The organism is Flagellimonas algicida (assembly GCF_049629585.1).
Taxonomy (GTDB): Bacteria; Bacteroidota; Bacteroidia; order Flavobacteriales; family Flavobacteriaceae; genus Flagellimonas.
The window spans coordinates 123,413-145,089 of the sequence record NZ_JBMYIX010000004.1 but is presented as its reverse complement, the minus strand read 5'-3'; the positions used below and the strand labels follow the sequence as shown (position 1 = coordinate 145,089).

The 21,677-nt window shown below is 44.3% G+C and carries 23 protein-coding genes; 5 read left to right on the top strand and 18 right to left on the bottom strand.

Translation table 11 applies throughout. The features are described 5' to 3' along the window. Nucleotides 1-3: 3 nt before the first annotated feature. The 5 genes from ACPD8L_RS17010 to ACPD8L_RS16990 all read right to left on the bottom strand — a co-directional run bounded on the left by ACPD8L_RS17010 (nt 4) and on the right by ACPD8L_RS16990 (nt 6,239). On the bottom strand, nt 4-564 hold the full coding sequence (locus tag ACPD8L_RS17010) for a TlpA family protein disulfide reductase (RefSeq protein ID WP_423944828.1): 561 nt from the start codon (nt 562-564) through the stop codon (nt 4-6). 80 nt (nt 565-644) lie between these two features. Then, nucleotides 645-2,912, bottom strand: a complete 2,268-nt coding sequence (locus ACPD8L_RS17005) for an aconitate hydratase (protein ID WP_116219414.1) — start codon at nt 2,910-2,912, stop codon at nt 645-647. 103 nt (nt 2,913-3,015) lie between these two features. Then, the gene (locus tag ACPD8L_RS17000; protein ID WP_423944824.1) at nt 3,016-3,969 is read right to left on the bottom strand and encodes an AAA family ATPase; all 954 of its coding nucleotides are present in this window, start codon (nt 3,967-3,969) and stop codon (nt 3,016-3,018) included. A 4-nt stretch (nt 3,970-3,973) separates the two neighbouring features. Then, on the bottom strand, nt 3,974-5,380 hold the full coding sequence (locus ACPD8L_RS16995; RefSeq protein ID WP_421808954.1) for a peptidylprolyl isomerase: 1,407 nt from the start codon (nt 5,378-5,380) through the stop codon (nt 3,974-3,976). Then, nucleotides 5,364-6,239: a peptidyl-prolyl cis-trans isomerase gene (locus tag ACPD8L_RS16990; RefSeq protein ID WP_421808953.1), complete on the bottom strand. Its 876-nt coding sequence runs from the start codon at nt 6,237-6,239 to the stop codon at nt 5,364-5,366. The genes ACPD8L_RS16995 and ACPD8L_RS16990 overlap by 17 nt, the downstream gene beginning before the upstream one ends. Before the next feature lie 122 nt (nt 6,240-6,361). Between ACPD8L_RS16990 and ACPD8L_RS16985 the strand changes: the two genes are divergently transcribed. Genes ACPD8L_RS16985 through ACPD8L_RS16970 form a run of 4 tightly spaced genes read left to right on the top strand, consistent with a single transcriptional unit; the run spans nt 6,362 to nt 8,749 of the window. Further along, nucleotides 6,362-6,814: an SRPBCC family protein gene (locus tag ACPD8L_RS16985; protein WP_116219410.1), complete on the top strand. Its 453-nt coding sequence runs from the start codon at nt 6,362-6,364 to the stop codon at nt 6,812-6,814. 2 nt (nt 6,815-6,816) lie between these two features. After that, a complete protein-coding gene (locus tag ACPD8L_RS16980; protein ID WP_423944820.1) occupies nt 6,817-7,074 on the top strand; it encodes a hypothetical protein in 258 nt (85 codons plus the stop codon). Between the two features lie 11 nt (nt 7,075-7,085). Further along, nucleotides 7,086-8,243: a serine hydrolase gene (locus tag ACPD8L_RS16975; RefSeq protein ID WP_423944817.1), complete on the top strand. Its 1,158-nt coding sequence runs from the start codon at nt 7,086-7,088 to the stop codon at nt 8,241-8,243. Then, nucleotides 8,240-8,749, top strand: coding sequence for an SRPBCC family protein (locus tag ACPD8L_RS16970; RefSeq protein WP_423944815.1), 510 nt, complete (start codon nt 8,240-8,242; stop codon nt 8,747-8,749). Before ACPD8L_RS16975 ends, ACPD8L_RS16970 begins: the two co-directional genes overlap by 4 nt. Here ACPD8L_RS16970 and rimO read toward each other — a convergent pair whose 3' ends face one another. The 3 genes from rimO to ftsY form a co-directional block, all read right to left on the bottom strand. Continuing rightward, nucleotides 8,750-10,060: a 30S ribosomal protein S12 methylthiotransferase RimO gene (gene rimO / locus ACPD8L_RS16965; RefSeq protein WP_423944812.1), complete on the bottom strand. Its 1,311-nt coding sequence runs from the start codon at nt 10,058-10,060 to the stop codon at nt 8,750-8,752. 100 nt (nt 10,061-10,160) lie between these two features. Continuing rightward, nucleotides 10,161-11,819 carry an amidase family protein gene (locus tag ACPD8L_RS16960; RefSeq protein ID WP_423944810.1) on the bottom strand — a complete coding sequence of 553 codons (1,659 nt, stop codon included), beginning with the start codon at nt 11,817-11,819 and terminating at the stop codon, nt 10,161-10,163. Between the two features lie 9 nt (nt 11,820-11,828). After that, a complete protein-coding gene (gene ftsY / locus ACPD8L_RS16955; protein ID WP_423944807.1) occupies nt 11,829-12,785 on the bottom strand; it encodes a signal recognition particle-docking protein FtsY in 957 nt (318 codons plus the stop codon). Between the two features lie 228 nt (nt 12,786-13,013). Between ftsY and ACPD8L_RS16950 the strand changes: the two genes are divergently transcribed. Beyond that, nucleotides 13,014-14,897, top strand: a complete 1,884-nt coding sequence (locus ACPD8L_RS16950) for an immunoglobulin domain-containing protein (protein WP_421808947.1) — start codon at nt 13,014-13,016, stop codon at nt 14,895-14,897. 78 nt (nt 14,898-14,975) lie between these two features. Here the strand turns inward: ACPD8L_RS16950 and ACPD8L_RS16945 are convergent, their stop codons facing one another. The 10 genes from ACPD8L_RS16945 to recR all read right to left on the bottom strand — a co-directional run bounded on the left by ACPD8L_RS16945 (nt 14,976) and on the right by recR (nt 21,610). Continuing rightward, entirely contained in the window at nt 14,976-15,128 is a 153-nt protein-coding gene (locus tag ACPD8L_RS16945; RefSeq protein ID WP_116219404.1) for a DUF4295 domain-containing protein, read from the bottom strand. Between the two features lie 36 nt (nt 15,129-15,164). Next, entirely contained in the window at nt 15,165-15,347 is a 183-nt protein-coding gene (rpmG, locus tag ACPD8L_RS16940; protein ID WP_031444791.1) for a 50S ribosomal protein L33, read from the bottom strand. A gap of 27 nt (nt 15,348-15,374) precedes the next feature. Beyond that, nucleotides 15,375-15,602 (bottom strand): 50S ribosomal protein L28, encoded by a 228-nt coding sequence (rpmB, locus tag ACPD8L_RS16935; protein WP_116219403.1) that lies wholly within the window; start codon nt 15,600-15,602, stop codon nt 15,375-15,377. A 74-nt stretch (nt 15,603-15,676) separates the two neighbouring features. Next, nucleotides 15,677-16,924, bottom strand: coding sequence for a competence/damage-inducible protein A (locus tag ACPD8L_RS16930; RefSeq protein WP_421808946.1), 1,248 nt, complete (start codon nt 16,922-16,924; stop codon nt 15,677-15,679). Beyond that, nucleotides 16,925-17,263 (bottom strand): Hpt domain-containing protein, encoded by a 339-nt coding sequence (locus tag ACPD8L_RS16925; protein WP_116219401.1) that lies wholly within the window; start codon nt 17,261-17,263, stop codon nt 16,925-16,927. After that, entirely contained in the window at nt 17,263-17,874 is a 612-nt protein-coding gene (locus tag ACPD8L_RS16920; protein ID WP_421808945.1) for a fumarylacetoacetate hydrolase family protein, read from the bottom strand. The genes ACPD8L_RS16925 and ACPD8L_RS16920 overlap by 1 nt, the downstream gene beginning before the upstream one ends. 25 nt (nt 17,875-17,899) lie before the next feature. Further along, nucleotides 17,900-18,676 (bottom strand): exonuclease domain-containing protein, encoded by a 777-nt coding sequence (locus tag ACPD8L_RS16915; protein ID WP_116219399.1) that lies wholly within the window; start codon nt 18,674-18,676, stop codon nt 17,900-17,902. Between the two features lie 9 nt (nt 18,677-18,685). Beyond that, a complete protein-coding gene (locus ACPD8L_RS16910) occupies nt 18,686-19,471 on the bottom strand; it encodes a carboxylesterase family protein (protein ID WP_421808944.1) in 786 nt (261 codons plus the stop codon). A 63-nt stretch (nt 19,472-19,534) separates the two neighbouring features. Then, nucleotides 19,535-20,896, bottom strand: a complete 1,362-nt coding sequence (locus ACPD8L_RS16905) for a dihydrolipoamide acetyltransferase family protein (protein ID WP_421808943.1) — start codon at nt 20,894-20,896, stop codon at nt 19,535-19,537. 93 nt (nt 20,897-20,989) lie between these two features. Next, on the bottom strand, nt 20,990-21,610 hold the full coding sequence (gene recR / locus ACPD8L_RS16900) for a recombination mediator RecR (protein ID WP_421808942.1): 621 nt from the start codon (nt 21,608-21,610) through the stop codon (nt 20,990-20,992). Nucleotides 21,611-21,677 lie beyond the last annotated feature (67 nt).

Sequence of the window (21,677 nt, the reverse complement as noted above, 5' to 3'; positions counted from 1 at the left end):
CATCTACTCTTCTATCAGTGTATCCAACACTTTGTATAATTTCCGATTGCTCCAATCCGCAATACCTTTTTGATGAATGACAATATGCCCTGATCTATCAATCAAATACGATGAAGGAACTTTTTGGGGGTCTATGGGCATTTTCTCCCCAATGATCAAATAGGTTACTGGAAACGTAAATCCGTGTTCTTCTATAAAAGCTTCCACGGGTGGCCTATTCTCATTGGTAATGATATAGAAGTCCATTTTGCCTTTATACTGGTCATACAACTCCTGGACACTCCCCAATTCAGCTTCGCTGGGTAAGCGCCACGATGCCCAAAGATTAATGAAGACCACATTTCCCTTGGACTTTTCAAAATTGAAAATGTTCCACTCCTCATCCTTCAGTTTCCAGTCATAATCAGTTATAACCTGCCTTTGCGACTGTTCTATCACCGTAGGGGAGAACGCAAGTATCCGATTGAGAAAAATCTTTCCATAGTGCCCCAATGGGGTCACAAAAAAGGAAAGTATGAACAAAATCAGTACAATATTGAGAATAGTTTTTTTACTGATCTTCATTCTGGGGGATTTGGTTAAAATTAAAAACTCCTGACATTTTAACAATATCAGGAGTTTTCTTGAATTATCTAAAAAATAATTTAGGCATTCTCCTTTTTGATCAAGTTCAATGCGGAACCTTCATTAAACCATGCAATCTGGGCATTGTTGTACGAATGGTTGACAATGATGGTATCCTTGCTTCCATCGGCATGTACCACCTCAATGGTCAATGGTTTGTCTGGAGCAAATTGGTCAATGTCCAAGAAGTTGAAGGTGTCATCTTCCTGAATCAAATCATAATCACTCTCATTGGCAAAGGTCAAGGCCAACATTCCTTGCTTTTTCAAGTTGGTTTCGTGGATCCTTGCGAAGGATTTCACCAAAACAGCAGCAACACCCAAGTGACGAGGCTGCATAGCAGCGTGCTCCCTTGAAGAACCTTCTCCGTAGTTATGGTCACCCACAACAATGGTTTTGATTCCCGCTTTTTTGTATTCACGTTGCGTATCCGGTACCCCTCCGTACTCACCTGTCAACTGATTTTTAACAAAGTTGGTCTTTTGGTTGAAGGCATTCACGGCACCTATCAAGGTGTTGTTGGCGATATTGTCCAAATGTCCCCTGTAACGCAACCATGGTCCAGCCATAGAAATGTGATCCGTGGTACATTTTCCGAAAGCTTTGATCAACAACTTCATCCCTTGAAGACTTGCTGGAGTAATTGGCTCAAAAGGTGTCAACAATTGCAAACGCTCAGAATCTGGAGCAACGATCACATTTACACCACTACCATCTTCCAAAGGATCAACATACCCGTTTTCCTTTACTTCAAATCCTTTTGGTGGCAATTCCCATCCTGTTGGCTCATCCAACATTACTTCCTCACCATCTTCATTGATCAAGGTGTCCGTTAATGGGTTGAAGTCCAAACGTCCTGCAATGGCAATTGCAGCAGTCATTTCCGGAGAAGCCACGAAAGCGTGTGTGTTAGGGTTACCATCGGCACGCTTGGCGAAGTTACGGTTGAAGGAATGCACAATACTGTTCTTTGGTGCATTCTTTGGGTCTTTGTAACGTGCCCACTGACCAATACATGGCCCACAAGCATTGGTGAAAATCTTGGCATCCAACTTTTCAAAGATTTCCAAAATTCCATCACGCTCGGTGGTATATCTTACCTGCTCAGAACCTGGGTTGATCCCGAATTCGGCTTTGGTCTTCAATTTTTTATCCAAGGCTTGTTGCGCGATTGAAGATGCTCTGGACAAATCTTCATAAGAAGAGTTGGTACAAGAACCTATCAATCCCCACTCAACGGCCAATGGCCAATCGTTTGCTTGCGCCTTTTCCGTCATGGTACCTACTTCGGTAGCCAAATCTGGCGTAAAAGGTCCGTTCAACAATGGCTTCAATTCTGTCAAGTTGATTTCAATAACCTGATCAAAATATTGCTCTGGATTGGCATACACCTCTGGGTCTGCGGTCAAGTATTCTTTTACCTCATTGGCTGCATCGGCAACATCTTCCCTATCGGTAGCTCTCAAGTAGCGCTCCATAGACTCGTCGTAACCAAAAGTGGAAGTGGTAGCGCCAATTTCAGCACCCATATTACAAATGGTTCCTTTTCCAGTACAGGACATGGAAGTAGCACCTGGGCCAAAATATTCTACGATGGCTCCTGTTCCTCCTTTTACGGTAAGGATTTCAGCAACCTTTAGGATAACATCTTTTGGAGCGGTCCAACCAGAAAGTTTACCAGTCAATTTTACACCAATCAATTTTGGGAATTTCAACTCCCAAGCCATACCGGCCATAACATCAACAGCATCAGCACCACCAACACCGATGGCCACCATTCCCAATCCACCTGCGTTTACGGTATGGGAATCGGTACCAATCATCATCCCCCCAGGGAAGGCATAATTTTCAAGCACTACTTGGTGGATAATACCAGCTCCTGGCTCCCAGAATCCGATTCCGTATTTGTTGGAAACCGAGCCCAAGAAATCAAAAACCTCCTTACTGGTCTCGTTGGCATGTCTTAAATCGGTGGCTGCACCTTCCTTGGCCTGAATCAAGTGGTCACAGTGCACGGTTGTTGGAACAGCTACTTTATCTTTTCCTGCTTGCATAAATTGAAGCAATGCCATCTGGGCAGTCGCATCTTGGCAAGCGATTCTATCTGGAGCAAAATCAACATAATCTTTACCACGGGTAAATTTTGTGGTGGGTGTACCATCCCAAAGGTGGGAATACAATATTTTTTCAGCTAAAGTCAACGGTTTACCAACCAATTCCCGGGCCTTGTCCACACGCTCCCCCATGGAAGCGTAGACACCCTTAATCATGTCTATATCAAATGCCATTCTATTAAATGAATTTTAAGATTTTAGTAATTCGGTAAATTTACTAAAATGCTAAGTATTTTGGAATTAGAATTGATCTAAATAATGTTAGAAGATTTGTTATTTATAACAATTCTGATATTATTTTCTCTTCGGTAATACCTTCGGCTTCCGCCTTGTAGTTTTTAAGGATTCTATGGCGAAGTATGCCAACGGCAACTGCCTTTACATCCTCAATGTCCGGAGAAAACTTGCCGTGAATGGCTGCATGGGCCTTGGCGGCCAATACCAAATTTTGGGAAGCCCTTGGTCCCGCGCCCCAGTCCACATAATTGTTCACGTAGTCCGAAGAGCCTTCCATACCCGGTCGGGTGCTGTGCACCAATCGAACCGTGTAATCCACCACATTGTCCGCAACGGGGATTCTACGCACCAAATGTTGTACTTCAATGATCTCTTCGGCGTTGAACAAGGTTTTAATTTCCACCTCATCATCCGTTGTGGTGGATTTCACCACTTGGATTTCTTCCTCAATGGATGGGTATTTTAACTCAATGGCAAACATAAACCGGTCCAATTGAGCCTCTGGCAAAGGATACGTCCCCTCCTGTTCTATCGGGTTTTGGGTCGCCAATACAAAATAGGGCTTGTTGAGTTTGTGCTGCTTTCCGGCAATGGTCACCGCCCGTTCCTGCATGGCTTCCAATAGGGCTGCCTGCGTTTTGGGTGGTGTACGGTTGATTTCATCCGCTAGAATGATATTGCCGAAAACAGGGCCCATGATAAATTTAAAGTTACGGTCCTTGTCCAAAACCTCACTCCCCAGAATATCGCTGGGCATTAAATCTGGCGTAAACTGAATGCGTTTAAAATCGAGTCCCAAGGTCTGCGCAATGGTATTGACCATTAAGGTCTTTGCCAAGCCGGGAACACCAATCAAAAGGGAATGTCCTCCAGTGTAAATGGACAACAGTATCTGTTCAATTACCTGCTCTTGGCCCACAATGACCTTGGCAATTTCCTTCTTAAGTTCTTGGTGTTTTTTTACTAGATTTTCAACAGCAGTTACGTCAGACATGCACTTATTCCTTTACCCAGTTGTTTGCAAAATCGCAATCCTTGCTTTCTGTGTTCACATGGATATAAGTGTCCTCAATATGCTCGTCCATCCATTTTTTAATGGCCTTGAACTGCTTTTCACGTAGGGCCAGTTCCTGTATTTTAAGGTAATCTTTTGCGAAATCGGCCTTGTGTTCATCATACCGATTGGAAATCTTCATGATCTTGAACTTAGGGGCACCTCCCCTGGGATCATCTTCCCGTAGTGGTCGTGAAATTTCACCATCCTTAATATCCCTTACCTGGTTGTAGAGGGCTGGATCCATCTTGGTCAACTCAAAACGAGAGTCGAAGTTGATGGGGTTTCGAAGAAGGCCTCCATCAAACTTGGTCTCTTTTTCATCCGAAAAGTTCAGGGCGGCCTCCGCAAAGGTGTACTTTCCATCCAAAATATGTTGTCTAATGCTATCCAGCTCCTTTACCGCTTTCTCTACGGCACTCTTAGGCACTTCAGGAATCAAAAGAATATGCCTCAAGTCCAATTCCTGTCCCCTGATTTTTTCAACATAAATGATGTGGTATCCAAAATCGGTCTCAAAAGGGTCGGATATTTCCCCTTCCCGAAGGCTGAAAGCCACATCCTTGAATTCTTTGACAAAGGGAGTTTCACGCGTCATACTGTAAAAACCGCCATTGGATTTTGATCCTGGGTCTTGGGAGTACAATATGGCCTTTACATTGAAACTGGCATCGTTTTCCACTATATCCTGCTTGATCTGCTTCAATCTGTCTACCACCTTTTGTTTCTCTTCCTCCGGTGCCGTAGGTTGTTTCACAATTTGGGCGATTTCCAGCTCAGCTCCAAAAACAGGTCTCTCGTCCTCGGGTATCTTATTGAAGAACTGACGTACTTCTTCCGGTGTCACTTCAATTTCCTCAACAATACTGCTCTGCATTTTTTCAGACAGCATGTTCAGTTTATTGATTTCAAAAAGTTCCTGTCTAAAACTCTCAATATCGGTTTTCTTGTAGAACTTCAATACTTTTTCCATGGAACCCACTTGGGCTATCAATTGTTGGATCTGTCTATCGCTTTGGGCATTTACCTGATCATCGGAAACCAACAAACTGTCTTGCACGGCCTGGTGGGCGTACAGACGGTCTTCCATAAGTTTTCCCAAAAGGCCACAACGGGTTATATCCTGGGTGGACGCTCCTTGACTTTTTAGGTCGATCAGGGTTTTATCGATATCGGACTCCAAAATCACATAATCCCCAATTACCGCGGCAATTCCATCCAATTTTACTTTGTTGGAAGAATTTGTAGTATCCCGAACGGTTCCCAAAGCTTCGTCCATTTCTTGGGCTTGTACAAGTCCCAATGATGCAACACAGGCCAAGGCCCATACTATTCTAGTTTTTGTCTTCATAAACCTCAAATTCTTTCTTCTTAATGGCTTCATCTATGATTTCGGTTTCCAGTTTTTTTATGTAGTTCAATCGCCGTCGGTTCAAAATCAACTGGCGGATATCCGGTTCAATATATTCAAAAGGTGCTGTATCATTGACTTCCAGAACATTGGTTACCATCCCCAAATATACTTCTAACGAATCTTGCAGCTCAAAAAATTGTGATTTTTTTAAGTACGAGGTCTCATTTGATGGTGTTAGGGGCGGTATTTCCTCCACAACCCTTGAGGCGCTTACCCAAATGGAATCGTTAAAATGCATTTTCTTGAACTGCACCGCAATGGAATCCAAGTAGCGTTTGTCCGAATCTTTCCAATTCCGAATCCGGGTCTTTACCCCGTCCAAATCCAAAAATTGGTTGGGCATGCCCACGAAACGGAGCTGTACCAGTTTCTCGTTGAGTTTAAAGTTTTCCTTTTCCCGCTCGTAATACTGTTCCAGCTGGGAACGGGTTACCGCAGTGTCCTTGGCCTGAAGCACCAGAGCTTCGATATAGGCCCTGGTATACAGATCGGCGCGATAGTCGGAGACCAGTCGGTCAAACTCGGCCAATTTTTCCTCTGGAAGATTGATCTTTGATTTGGACAACAACAATTGCTTTGAAGCCCAATTGTTGATATAGTTGGTCACAAACAGGGTACTATCCTCGGGCGACATATCGTCTTGAACCAAAGCAGCAACATCTTCCCTGTACAAATAGGTGTCCCCTACCCGGGCCAAAGGTTCCCTTTCTTCTTGCTCCTTAAAAAAGGAACTGCATGAGGAAATCAACACTGCCGATGTACAGCAAAGTAGGTACAGAATGTTTTTTTGGAGCATATGCATTGCGCAAAAATAACAAATACAACATCCCGTACAAGTAGGTTCCTTTCTCATTAACAGATTTTTAGTATGCGGGCAAAGACAAGGATAATTTAGTATCTTGGCACAAACCAGACAGAATGAAGTACACTACAGAAGTTACCGTGGACCTACCACGTGATGAGTTCATTAAAAAATTGGACGACCCCGAGAACATGAAGCATTGGCAAAAAGGCCTTGTGGGTTACGAGCAACTCTCCGCAAAACCAGGATTGGAAGGAGCTCAAATGAGCCTCACCTATAAAATGGGAAAACGTGACCTCCAAATGGTGGAAACCATCATAAAACGCAACTTACCGGACGAACTCCATACCTTTTATGACACCAAAGGCGTGCACAATATCCAAAAAAACTATTTCCATGAAGTGGATGGGCAAACCAAATGGGTTTCAGAAAGTGAATTTCAATTCTCTGGATTGGGCATGAAAATCATGGGCTTTTTAATGCCGGGAGCTTTTAAAAAACAATCCTTGACCTACATGCAGGATTTCAAGGCCTTTGCCGAAAAAGGAATATCCGTTCTTGACTCATAACCATGGAAAAAACATTGGACAGAAAAATTAGGGCCATTTGGGATTTTAGAGGTCCCAGTGCAGCACATACCGCCGAACATTATCAAATACACCTAAAAGAATTTGCCGTTGTGGAAAAGGTTCCCTTTGAGCAAATTGGTGTGGAACAATACAGCCCATCGCACAGTATCGTGTACATGGTCATAACCGAACAAAATGTAAAAAAGGTTCGAAGTCTTCTAAGGCCCCATCGCGGCGAGATCTACACGGAGAACCCGTAAAAGCCCATGAGATGAAAAGCACATTTTTCGCCTTACCCAAAAAGTGCATCGGAACCCTCCCGTTGTTGCTGATTTTTATGGGTTGCACCACTAAAAATGTCGCTGACCCCCTCAAAACTGCCCTAGCGTCTGAAAATCCCCTTATCAAAAGGGTCATGGATCAACGGGATGCGCATGAAATCCAAATACGGTACACCCAGATAGACCGTCGCAACGATAGCATTCTTTTTACCGATCATGATTTTCAGGTGGATAAGGACAACTACTTTTATCCGGCCAGTACGGTCAAGTTTCCCGCTGCGGTCGCCGCCCTTGAAAAACTCAATGAAGTGGACTCCCTTTCTAGGGACACCCGATTCTATATTGAGGGGGATTCCGTTGAAACCACCTTCGCCAAGGCCATTTCAGAAATTTTTGCGGTTTCAGACAATGCCGCCAATAACCGATTGATAGAGTTTTTGGGACAGGATGGTGTCAACAACAGAATGCAGAACCGCGGTGTAGCCCCCATTCGTATTGCCCATAGATTGTCCACAGGCAATGCAGATGACGTAACCACCAAACCCTTGGTCATTTATTTGAATGACTCCACAACGGCAGTAAGCAGTCCCATCATCAACACGGCAGTCCAACCCATGACATTGAACCGGATAAAAAAAGGAAGAGGATTTTATGCGGATGATTCATTGCAATTGGAAGCTTTTGACTTCTCCTTGAAAAATTACTATCCTATCCAAGCGCAGCATGCCTTGCTAAAGCGGGTCATATTTCCGGAAGCCTTTCCCAAAGAACAACAATTCAACCTAAGTGAAGACCAACGGGCATTTCTTTTGGAGGCCATGCATACCTTGCCTGCCAAACTAGGGTATGACCCGGAACAATATTACGACAGCTATGTAAAGTTCTTTATGTTCGGGGATGAGCTTGACCCTATACCGGACCACATCAAAATCTACAATAAGGTGGGCTATGCCTATGGCACTTTAACGGACTGTGCGTACATTCAGGACACCAAAAACAACATCGACTTTATGATCACGGCCACCATTTTGGTGAATAGTGATGGTATTTTTAATGACAATGCCTACGAATATGACGAAGTGGGCATTCCATTTTTGGCCCAACTGGGCAGGGAACTCTACCAATATGAACTAAATCGGAAGCGATGAACAAGCTTACTTTTGACTGTTTCAACAAAAAAATTTTTATCAAGTCCTTCATGAAAAAGCTGTATTGGTGTTGGGGGACTTCCGAAGGGATCAGTTCTTGGTTTTTGAGGGAAGCCATCTATACTTCGGATGGAAAACCACGCTTACCAGAAACTTTTATCCAACCCGGAGACGATTATATCTGGAAATGGCACAATTGGGACGGAAAGGAGACTGGAAAAGTATTGCAAGCCAATGGAACGGATTTTTTGGAGTTCACCTTCACGGGCTGCAAGGTTTCCATAAGCTTGGAAGACCATGGTAAAGCGGTTCTTCTAACCTTACGGCAGTTTGAAATCCCCACTGATGAGGAAAACAAACTCAATATACACCACGGATGTAGCAATGGTTGGACCTTTTGGCTGGCCAACTTAAAGGCTTATTTGGAGCATGGCATCCTGCTCAATGAAACCGAGTTCGACCTAAGGGATATCCCTTTGTCGGGTTTCGAATTTGTGAATATGTAACTATTTGGATGTTGCGGGGACCCCGTATAGATCAAAATCGGAAGCGTCCGTAATTTCAATATCCACAAACTCACCCACTTTCACATAATGCTGGGCCGCATCAATGAGAACCTCATTGTCCACATCCGGGGAATCGTGCTCTGTACGCCCCACAAAATAATTGCCTTCTTTTCGATCAATGATACAACGGAAGGTTTTCCCAATCTTCTCTTGGTTGAGTTCCCATGAAATCTGGGATTGGATTTCCATGATCTCGTTAGCCCGTTGTTGTTTGATTTCTTCAGGAACATCATCCTCCAAGGAATAGGCATGGGTATTCTCCTCATGACTGTAGGTGAAACATCCCAAACGTTCAAATCGCATTTTCCTGACCCAGTTTTTCAAGATTTCAAAATCTGCTTCGGTCTCCCCAGGATAGCCTACGATCAAGGTAGTCCTAATGGTCATTCCGGGCACGGCCTCCCTAAAATCCTGCAACAATTTAGTGGTCTTGGCCTGGGTGGTCCCCCTTCGCATGCTTTTTAGGATAGCGTCGGATATATGCTGAAGTGGAATATCTATATAATTACAGACTTTGGATTCATTGCGCATCACTTCCAATACATCCATGGGAAAACCCGTGGGAAAAGCATAATGCAAACGTATCCATTCAATGCCCTCCACTTTTACCAGTGCCTGTAAAAGCTCTGCCAAATTGCGCTTTTTGTAGAGGTCCAACCCGTAATAGGTAAGGTCTTGGGCTATCAAGATAAGTTCCTTGACTCCTTTGGCCGCCAGTTTTTCGGCTTCAACCACCAGCGCTTCAATGGGTGTGCTTTTATGTTTGCCCCGCATCAAGGGAATGGCACAAAAGGAACAGGGACGATCGCAACCTTCGGCAATTTTTAAATAGGCATAGTTCTTGGGCGTGGTGGTCAAACGTTCCCCCAATAACTCATGCTTGTAATCCGCACCCAAAGCTTTTAGCAAATTGGGCAGGTCGCTGGTCCCAAAATATTCGTCCACATTGGGGATTTCCTTTTCCAAATCGGGTTTATAGCGCTCACTTAAACAACCAGTGACAAAAACCTTATCCACAGCTCCGGCCTCCTTCTTTTGAACATATTCCAAAATAGTGTTCACGCTCTCTTCCTTGGCATTGGCAATGAATCCGCAGGTATTGATCACCACCACATTGCCTTCCTCTTCATGGACCACTTCTTTGTTGTTGGCCCTTAATTGGCCCATCAACACCTCAGAATCGTAGACATTCTTGCTACATCCCAGTGTCACTACATTGATTTTGTTCTTTTTAAGCGATTTTGTGCGCATAGTTGCTATAAATGGAGTGCAAAAATACAACAACACAAGGCATTACATCTATTTATAAGGAGATTTTTGGCGTGGGAAGAACTGAGACCGAGCCTAAAGATCAGTCTTTGTAGGCCGCAGGAATTTTTCTTGATTTGGTCAAATCTTCAAAAGCTTTGCCAATTCTCAGCAAATGAGCCTCTGTCCAAGGTTTGCCAATAAAGGTCAGGTTGGTTGGCCTGCCTTCCTTGCGATAGCCCATGGGAATGGTCAGTGCTGGATATTCCGCGACTGCCGCCAAACTGGAGTGGCCGCTTCCCACACTTAGCACAGCATCCAGATTTTCCTTGTCCATAATGCTGAAATACTCCTTTCCCGATGCCTTTAAAGTTTCCTTTAGGACCTGAAAGTCTTCCTCGGATATGGAATCTTGCAGAATGCCATCAAAACGACCTTGGCCGTAGGGAATTCTGACCAAGGAATCCCTCTTGTTGAAGTTCACAATATCCCGAACCGACTTGACCTGCACTAGACTATCCTTGACCTGGCTGTCCAAATAAGCCACTAAATCGTTACGCATATCAATGTTCAACAAGGACAAAAAACCATCCAAAGCCACATCATTGGGTTCATATTCCACAATCTGCGCGCCCGCTTCCTTCAACCGGTTTACCGAAACGGCATAAAGGGAGTCCCGCTCCAACAAATCCTTCATCACCCCCAAGCGAACATCCTGGAGGGGCTCCGGGTTTAACCACGCGGATAAAATTCCAGGTTCGGGGGCCACTGATTTGGAATCCTTTTCATCTTTTCCCAACATGGCATCCAATAAAATGGCATTGTCCGTTACATTTTTTGTCATGGGACCCGGTGTATCCAAAGTACTGGATATAGGCACAATCCCCGTTCTGCTCAACAAGCCAATGGTAGGTTTTAGGCCCACCACGGAATTATTGGTAGACGGCGAAAGGATGGATCCTGAGGTTTCGGTACCCACCGCACCCACCGCGTAATTGGCGGCTGTGGATGTTCCACTACCGGCACTGGACCCTCCGGTATCAAAAATCCTTCGCCCATAGGGGTTAAGGGTTTGCCCTCCCACCGCACTTTGGCCATTGGGGCAGCCCTCGCATATATAATTGGCCCATTCACTAAGGTTTACCTTACCCAATATCAAGGCACCATTGGCCTTAAGACGTTCCACAATGAAGGCATCATCGGTCTGGTTCTGCTTGAGTGCCACGGCACCAGCTGTGGTCTTCATTCCCAAGGTCCCAATATTGTCTTTCAGTAGGATGGGCATTCCATAAATGGGGTGGTGAATCTCAAGGTTTTCATCCAATCCACGTGCCTCCTCCAACACATTCGGATTCAAGGCAATGATGGTATTTAAAGTAGTATTGTTAGGCAGTTCGTATTTATAGATTCTGTGGAGATAGAACAATACCAAGTCTTCATAGGTGAATTTTCCTTGGTCGATATGGTTTTGGATGGTGGGGATGTCTTGTTCCAAAACCAAGGGCTTCATCATTTCGTAGCGTTCTTCAGCAAATTGGGAAACCTCATCGTATAGGGGCAAAAACACCTCATTCTTATCCAACACCTTGCTTTGGATGAACTTGTAGCGCATCCTCGTATTCTCGTGCTCCGCATTGGCGGCCACTTCCGTAGAATCGTTGTAAGGAAACCACAGTACCTTGTCTTTGAGGGATTCTGCCTTTTCCGGTTTACACGAAAAAAAGCCGAGAATCAAAAAACAATATACCGCGTATTTGCCCATAAATATCCTCTACATCTTAAAAAAGGAATCCACAAACTCGAATTTATTGAAGACTTGAAGATCGTCAATGCCTTCACCTACCCCAATGTATTTTACAGGAATCTGGAACTGGTCTGAAATACCAATGACCACCCCGCCCTTTGCAGTACCGTCCAACTTGGTGACCGCCAAACTGGTCACTTCGGTGGCCTTGGTAAATTGTTTGGCCTGCTCAAAGGCATTCTGCCCCGTGGAACCGTCCAATACCAAAAGTACCTCGTGCGGCGCATCGGGCACTACTTTTTGCATGACCCGCTTTACCTTGGAAAGTTCGTTCATAAGGTTGACTTTATTATGAAGTCGGCCTGCGGTGTCCACCAAAACCACATCGGCGTTTTCCGCCACGGCTGAATTCAAGGTATCAAATGCCACTGAGGCGGGGTCACTCCCCATTTTTTGCTTAACGATGGGGACGTCCACGCGTTTTGCCCATACTTCCAATTGATCTATGGCAGCGGCCCTAAAGGTATCCGCAGCCCCCAAAACCACTTTCAGGCCTTGGTTTTTAAACTGATGGGCCAGCTTACCAATGGTAGTGGTCTTACCCACTCCATTGACACCCACCACCATGATCACATGGGGTTTTTTATCTGTAGGAACGGAAAATTCGGTTTCCTCACCCACATGGGTTTCCGACAAAAGCCCTGCTATTTCTTCCCTGAGTATGGTATTGAGCTCATCGGTCCCCATATACTTGTCTCGGGATACCCGTTCCTCAATACGGTCTATGATCTTTAGGGTGGTGTTCACCCCAACGTCCGAAGTGACCAAGATTTCTTCCAGACTATCCAGTACTTCATCATCTACCTTGGATTTTCCGGCCACTGCCTTGCCCAACTTACCAAAAAAGCTGGTTTTGGACTTTTCAAGCCCCTTATCCAGGGTTTCTTTCTTTTCTTTTGAAAAAATTTTTTTGAATAAACTCATCAGATATACATCATTCCAAGGCTCAAAGATAGGAAAGTACAGGCAGTTTTGTTAAAACAAAATGGCTTTTGCCAATTTCCCACATCCCTAAATACAGCCTTCCCCACAAATTGACAAACCTCATGCAGACAAGGTTTTACCGATGAAATGCACAACTACACAACAAATATTAGAACACTTATGGCAACACCCTTACTTTTATATTGGTTTAGTTTCTCAACCTATACCATGAAAAAACCTCACAACAAACTATATTTAATAGCTGCGGTCCTGTTTTCCATAACAGTTTCCGCACAAGACACCTTTTCTGATACCTTTAGTTCCGTATCCTACTCCAATAACAATGGCTCCCAAAATTGGGCAACGAATTGGATAGAATCCGGTGACGACAACTCCGCTTCGAGTGGCTATATACGGATAACCGGAAACGAGTTACGATTTAGTTATTTATGGTCCGAAAATATTAGAAGAAGGGCCGACTTGAGCGGATATACTGCTGCCACACTTACTTTTGATTGGCAAACCTCCAGTCTTGAATCCGGGGAGACCCTAGCGATTCAAATTTCCAGTGACGGGTCTTCCTATACCACTTTGGATACATTTGCCGGCTCCACAAGCGGTTCTTTTAGTCAAGACATAACGAGCTACATATCCAGCAATACCACTATACGATTTTTAAAGGGAGGAGCTGATTGGAGTCAAAGCAACGACCGTGCCTATATTGACAATGTTGAAATCTCGGCCACCTCAATCCCAGTCATAGATACAGACAATGACGGCATCAGTGATGCCGTGGACTTGGATGATGACAACGATGGTATCACGGATGAAGAGGAATATTGTACCACAGCCAATGCTTCTTTTTTGGTATCGGCCGATGTAGGTGAACGTTCGGTGGTCATCAATCATACCGATACAGGGTATCTACGGCTCGACTTTTCGTCCATGGACAACTCCTTTCAATTGGATATCAACGGAACCACCGTGCACCCTTCTATCTTAGAATTTGAAAATGGTGCCCTTGGCGGTGGTGAAGAATACTTTGTATTTCAATCAGATGGTAGCTTTATCAGCTCTCCATGGGTAGCCAACTCCAACGGATTGCCCAGACTGCGATTGATCATAGACGAGTTTGGTCAAGCCAACTTGTACGGCACCAAGACCACTTCCTCCACTTCCTTGGAATTGATGCAGGCCCAAGGGGGCACACCGTTCAACACCATAACATGGGTGCCGGGCAACAATAACACCTTTACCGTGACCAACCAAGCGGGACCCGGTCCAGAAGGGTTTACGGGCGACCTATTTGCCAGTGCCATATGCGATACCGACGGGGATGGTATCAGCAACGAAGTGGATTTGGATTCTGACAATGATGGAATATTGGATATTGTTGAATCTGGAGTATTGAACTTGGGAGGGGTTTCCGACAGCAATAATGACGGGGTCATTGACGGGGCCACATCCGGTTCCGGAAACAATGGACTATATAATAGCATTGAAGACAATGATACCGTTTATGCCATTCCAACCTATTCTGTATTGGATTCTGATGCCGATGGCACCTACGACCCCTACAGCACCGATGCGGATGGGGATAGCTGCAATGATGTAGTGGAATCTGGTTTTACCGATAACAATGATGATGGGTATCTGGGGCCATTGCCCATAACCGTAGATGTGAATGGTGTGGTCACCAGTGGTTCGGATGGATATACCACCCCAGCAGACAATGATTCCAACACCACATACGATTACAGGGAAGCCGGTACGGCGCCAAGTATTTCCTCCCAACCGGCCAATGTAACCACTTGCCCCGGCTGTTCTACCAGTATATCGGTAACTTCAGCTGGAGATCAATTTCAATGGCAGGTGTTCAGCGGCGGATCATGGAACAATCTCACAGATGCGGGGATTTATTCCGGAACCACCACCAGTACGCTATCCATCACCAATCCAACACCCTCGGAACACAATAACCAATACCGGGTAATCGTGACCAATGATGGCTATATTTGCGGGAATACTTCATCCAATACAGCTACATTGACACTTCAAGTGAATACCGTGGTCACCAACCGCAGAATCACCTATCGAGTGAACAAAGATTAATTTCCAGTAACAAAAGCATACAAAAAAACCGCCTTAAAGGCGGTTTTTAATTTTGTTCAAGAAACGTAAAAAAGCTTCTTATTGCTTGTTCAACCAATCGTTGACCATTTCAGGGGCCATAACGGATTCTACAAAAGTGTATGCTCCTGATTTAGGTGATTTAACCATTTTAATGGCCTTGGTCAATCTTTTGGATGATGACTGAAGGGTTGCTACTGTTTTCTTTGCCATGGCTTATATTTTTTAGGTCTACTGTTGAAAAACCTATTATTTAATTTCTTTGTGAACGGTCATACGCTTAAGGATAGGATTGAATTTTTTGATTTCCATCCTGTCTGGCGTATTCTTCTTGTTCTTGGTGGTAATGTACCTTGACGTACCTGGCATGCCAGACTCTTTATGCTCTGTACATTCCAAAATTACCTGAATCCTATTTCCTTTCTTTGCCATTGTATCGTACTTAAGATCTTAGACTACTTACTTTTTGGAATTGATTTCCTTCAACACAGCAGAGATTCCTCTTTTGTTGATGATCTTCAACCCTCTGGACGACACGTTCAAGGTTACCCAGCGGTCTTCTTCCGGAATGTAAAATTTCTTCTTGGAAATATTTACATCGAATCTTCTCTTCGTTTTATTGATAGAGAAAGAAACATTGTTCCCGAACATCACTTTCTTTCCTGTAACTTCACAAACTTTAGACATCTCCCTAACTATTTGAGTGATTTTATTGAGGCTGCAAATTTATACCATTTTAATGGGACGTACAAAATTCTTTTTCAGAAATTTAAAATTTCTTTTAAAAGGAGCTCAAAAGCCTTGTTCACAGACTTCTCCACAACACGTTCCCGATGGTTTCCCATATTGAATTTCTCTGCAAAAGTACGCTTGGGCGTACTAATGGCAACATAAACCGTTCCCACATCCGCATCGGAATCTCCTTTGGTGGGACCTGCATTGCCCGTGGTGGCTATGGCAAAATCCGTATTCAGGATATTCCTGACATTTTTGGCCATGGCCATGGCCACTTCCTCGCTTACCACGGAATGTTCTTGGATCAACGCTTCCGGAACCTCCAACAACCTTATTTTGGTTTCTGTGGCATAACTCACCACACTTCCTTTAAAATATTGGGATGCCCCGGGTATTGAGGTAATTTCTTCCGCAATTCTCCCTCCTGTAAAGCTTTCCGCCGTGGCCAAGGTCATATGTTTTTCGGTAAGTAAAGAGGCTATCTGGGCTTCCACGGATGCCTCTTCCTCTTCACCATAGATAATATCACCAATAATGGTATATAATTTTCCCACCTCATCATTCACTGCAGAAACAACTTCGTCTTTATCAGACCCCCTAGCGGAAAGTCGGAGTCGCACCTTGCCCAAGTTGGGCAGGTAAGCCAACTTTATGAAAGAGGGAAGGCCATCTTCCCAATCCTCTATCTTCTCCGCAAGGGCACTTTCCCCCAAACCATAGGTCAATATGGTTCGATGTAAAATGAAGGGGCGATCAAACTTTTCCATGATCATGGGCAAAACGGAAGCACTCATCAGGTTCTTCATTTCCATGGGAACGCCAGGAAGTGACACATAGACCGTTTTCCCCTTTTCCATACAAAGTCCCGGTGCAGTACCATAAGCGTTGTGCAACACCGTGGCCCTTGATGGGACCAAGGCCTGCTTCCGGTTCAATTCTGAAATGGGTGTGGAAATATACTTTTGAAACAGCACTTCAATATGTTCCAGTACCTTCTGGTCCATAACGAGTTCGTCTCCAAAAAAATCGCAAAGGGTGTGTTTGGTCACATCGTCCTTGGTAGGACCCAAACCTCCGGTTATGATGACCACCGAAGATCTATTTCCTGCTTCCTCCATAGCGTTCAGGATATGTTCTTTATCGTCTTGAACAGAGGTGATCTGATAAACGGAAACACCTATCTTATTCAGTTCCTTGGCTATAAAAGTGGAGTTGGAGTCAATTATCTGCCCAATAAGGATTTCATCCCCAATGGTGATGATCTCTGCTTGCATCTATAGATTAAAATCGTTCTTGAGTTCGGATACTACTTGGAGAACGTCTTTCTTCAAAAGAGGGAATTTTTGTTCAATCTCGTCAAAATTACCGGTGTTCTTTCCCAAGGTTTCAATTTCCAAGGCTCTTTCCCTGGTCTGTTCCATCCCCAAAATATCAACGTTGGGCTTTATTTTATGTGCCAACTTATATACATTTTCGTAGTCCTTTGCATTGATGGCTTTTTCCAAGCCTTCCAAATCTTCTGGGACTTCTTCCAAAAAAACGGCAATAACGGAGTTGATGAAATCTTGGTCTCCTTCCGCCATTTCATTAATCTTATCGAGGCTGTAAATCATTATCTTACGTTAATTTCAAATAGTTGCTCTCCTTCAAGCATCCCTGAAAGGTAGTCATTTGGACTTACTTTACCAACACCTGCCGGGGTGCCCGTAAACAAAATATCTCCCTTTTTGAGCATAAAATATGTGGATACATGGGCAATGAGTTCATCTATCTTCCACAACATCAAGGAAGTGTTTCCCTCCTGTACTTTTTCACCGTTCTTGGTTAAAGAAAAGTTTAAATCGTCCACATTCTTGAATTGGGACTTGGGCAACCATTTTCCAACCACTGCCGCGCCATCGAACCCTTTTGCTTTTTCCCAAGGCAATCCCTTTGCCTTTAATTTGGATTGAAGGTCCCGCGCTGTAAAATCGATTCCCAAACCTATCTCATCATAGTAATTGCCGGCAAACTTTGGATCAATGTGTTTTCCCACTTTTTTGATTTTCACCAAGACCTCCACCTCATGGTGCACATCATCGGAAAACTCGGGAATATAAAAATCCTGTTCCTTGGGCAAAATGGCAGAATCCGGTTTAATGAAAACCACAGGTTCGTCAGGGCGCTCATTTTTGAGCTCATCAATATGGGCAGCATAGTTTCTACCTATACATATCAATTTCATAGCGTGTTTTTTTTAAGGTTGACTCTTATGAGAGTTTGTTGTTGAGTTTGCTCAACTTGATCTGTGTAAGTACTTTTTTGGTGTATAACGGAAAATCGGCATTTAGGATCCACCCAAAGTATCCGGGTTCTTTTTCCATAATTTCATCCACAGTCTTGCCTTTGTGTTTTCCGAAGGCAAAAATAGGTTGGTCTTCTTCATTGATACCTATAAATCCGGCAAAATCCATGGATTGCTTTCGGGTTGTGAATTCCGACAGTTTTTTAATGTTGTTCTCCAATTCCGGATAACGTTCCAATTGGGCCAACAACACTTCATAGGTAGCCATGGTATCGGCTTCGGCGCTGTGGGCATCATCCAAGTTCTTGTCGCAATAAAATTTATAGGCCGCTTCCAGGGTGCGCTTTTCCATTTTATGGAAAATGGTCTGCACATCTACCGAAACCATGCTCTTCATATCAAAATCCACATCGGAACGCAACATTTCCTCGGCCAACAAGGGAATATCGAACCGATCGGAATTGAATCCGCCCAGATCACTGTCCTTGATCATTTTGTAAATTTCCTTGGATAGCTGTTTAAAGGTAGGCTCATTGGCCACTTTTTCATTGGATATACCATGAATTTCCGTTGATTCGGGAGGAATGGGCATTTCCGGGTTCACCAACCAGGTCTTACTTTCCTTGTTTCCATTGGGGAAAATTTTTAGGATGGAAATTTCTACGATTCGGTCTTTGGCCACATTGGTTCCCGTGGTCTCGAGATCAAAAAAACAAATGGGCTTGGTCAATTGTAACTGCATGTAACTTTTTTATTTTGATTTAGAAAATATCCATGTCAACAACTCGGGTTCTGCAAAAGCATTGTCCCAGCTGTTGTGCCCCACACCTGGATAAACGGAATATTTTACATTGATGCCTTCTTTTTCCATGGCCTCCACCATTTGGGCCGAATATTTTTCGGGTACACTTTTATCATCTGTCCCATGAAAGACCCACCAACTTAACTTCCTGAGTCTTTTACTGATCTTAGGATTTGCCCCTCCACAAATGGGAAAAGCGGCAGCGAACATCCGTGGGTTTCGGCGTACCAGCTCAAAAGTACCCATCCCACCCATGGAAAGGCCTCCCACATATAGCTGGTCCCGTTCCAATTTGTAGTTTTTCTTCAGGTATTTTAAAAGCCCTTCCAACAAGAGCATATCCGTGGTAGGCTTTGATTTTTCATGAAACACAAATTCTCGATCGGCCCCTTCTCCTTCAACATCTATCCTTGCCCATGAGCTATTGGTCCTGCATTGGGGAAACACCACTATGGCCGGATGTGCGTTTCTGTTTTCATCCTCTGCAAATAGACTTCCCCCGTGCATCAATTGCGAGGCATTGTCTTTGCCACGTTCCCCGGAACCATGCAGAAACAACAACAAGGGATACTTCTCGGCAGGATTGTAATTTTTAGGTAGTAATATGCGATACGGAAGGGTGTCCCCTCTTTTTATGAAATATTCTTTTTTATATGCGTCATTATTTTGCGCATAAGAAAAATTACAACATAATGAAGCTAGTAAGGCACAGCGTAGTAGGATTTTAATTCTCATGTAGGTAAAATAATTAGAATCCCTAAAATACTAATAGTTGATAGAAAACCTTATTTTTTTGGACTAGATTTCCCTATTCATGTCCCAAGCTTCGAGATAATCGGCTACGGCCTTGACAAACATTCCCCCCAAGGCCCCGTTCACCACCCGGTGATCATAGCTATGGGACAGGAACATTTTACTACGGATACCGATGTATTCCCCTTGGTCGGTTTCAATGACCGATGGAATCTTACGGATGGCCCCCAAGGCCAATATACCCACCTGTGGCTGGTTGATGATGGGGGTCCCGAAGACACTGCCAAAAGAACCCACATTGGTTACGGTATAGGTACCGTCCTTGATCTCGTCCGGTTTCAATTGATTGGTACGTGACCTATTGGCCAAATCGTTCACGGTTTTTGCCATGCCCACCAAATTGAGTTGGTCCGCATTTTTGATAACGGGCACTATCAAGTTTCCGTCAGGTAGCGCAGCGGCCATCCCAAGGTTGATGTTTTTCTTTTTGATGACCTTGTCACCATCCAACGAAATGTTCATCAGCGGGTATTTTTTCAAGGCTACGGCCACAGCTTCCATAAAAATTGGCGTAAAGGTGAGTTTTTCCCCTTCACGCTCTTCAAAGCGCTTCTTTACCTTGTTCCTCCAGTTGACCACGTTGGTAACATCTACCTCCACAAAACTCTGGACATGGGCCGATGTGGCCAGACTATCCACCATATGTTGGGCAATGAGCTTGCCCATCCGGGTCAAAGGTATGATCTCGTCCCCAGCCCCTACAGGAACGGGGGCCGGTTTTGGTTTTTCCACGCTTTCCTTTGGTTCTTGTGGAGCTGTCTCAACGGTCTTTATGGGCGCGCTAACGGGTGTATCCACCGGTTTATGGCTTCCATTGGTGGAGCGGTTTTCCAAAAAGGCCTTGATGTCATTTTTGGTGACCCTTCCTTCTTTTCCGGTGCCTATGATGGATTCCAATTCTTCCATGGAAACCCCTTCTTCCTTGGCGATGTTCTTCACCAAGGGGGAATAAAACCGTTCTGTTCCTGAAAAGTCAGGTGCAGGGGCCGATACGGATTCTTTTGCCTGGGCCATTTGGCTTTCCAAGGCCATGGCGGATTCTTCCACAACCACATCTTTTTTCCCATCGACCACATCCAAATTACTTTCGTCACTATCAACCGCTCCTTCAACCTGGATCACGGCGACCACTTCGCCCACTTTAATGACATCGTCTACATTGAATCGTTTTTCCAACAGCACACCTTCCACCTCGCTGGGCACTTCGGAATCAACCTTATCGGTGGCGATTTCAAATACGGCCTCGTCCATTTCAATGGTGTCTCCCACTTCCTTGAGCCAAGTGGTCAATGTTGCCTCGGCAACACTTTCTCCCATCTGCGGTAATTTCAATTCAAATTTTGACATATTCTTATTTAACGAAGTGATATTGACTTATTTTTTGCAAAAATACTAAAGAAATCGACTCTTCATTGATTTATGCGCACAAATTAACAACGATCAAGTGGCCTTAATGGAGCTTTCAAAGGGAACCCGGTTCAAAATACTTCTTCCCAAAGTTACCTCATCGGCATATTCCAACTCATCACCCACCGAAATTCCACGGGCAATGGTCGAGGTGGCCGCTTCCGTCCCTTCCAATTGCCTATAAATATAAAAATTGGTCGTATCTCCCTCCATCGTGGAACTCAGTGCAAAAATGAGCTCTTTTATGGTTCCCTCCTTTACCCTTTGCACCAAAGAGGCAATGTTCAGGTCTTGTGGGCCCACTCCTTCCATGGGGGATATCTTTCCTCCCAGAACATGGTACAGACCATTGTACTGCGAGGTGTTCTCTATGGCCATTACATCCCTGATATCCTCCACCACACAGACCACGGACCCATCCCTTTTAGTGCTGGCGCATATTTCGCATAGCTCCGTATCGGAGATATTGTGGCATTTTTTACAGAAATTGACCTCGCTCTTGAGTTTCACAAGGGCATTGGACAGGTGCTCCGTGCGTTCTTCGGGCTGTTTCAATAGATGCAGGACCAACCGCAAAGCGGTCCGTTTGCCTATGCCAGGCAACTGGGACATTTCGTGGACGGCATTCTGCAATAGCTTTGATGAAAATTCCATAGCCTTGATTGTTCCAACAAAATTACGATTTTAGCGTTACCAATTAACTTTTGTACTTTGCAAATCA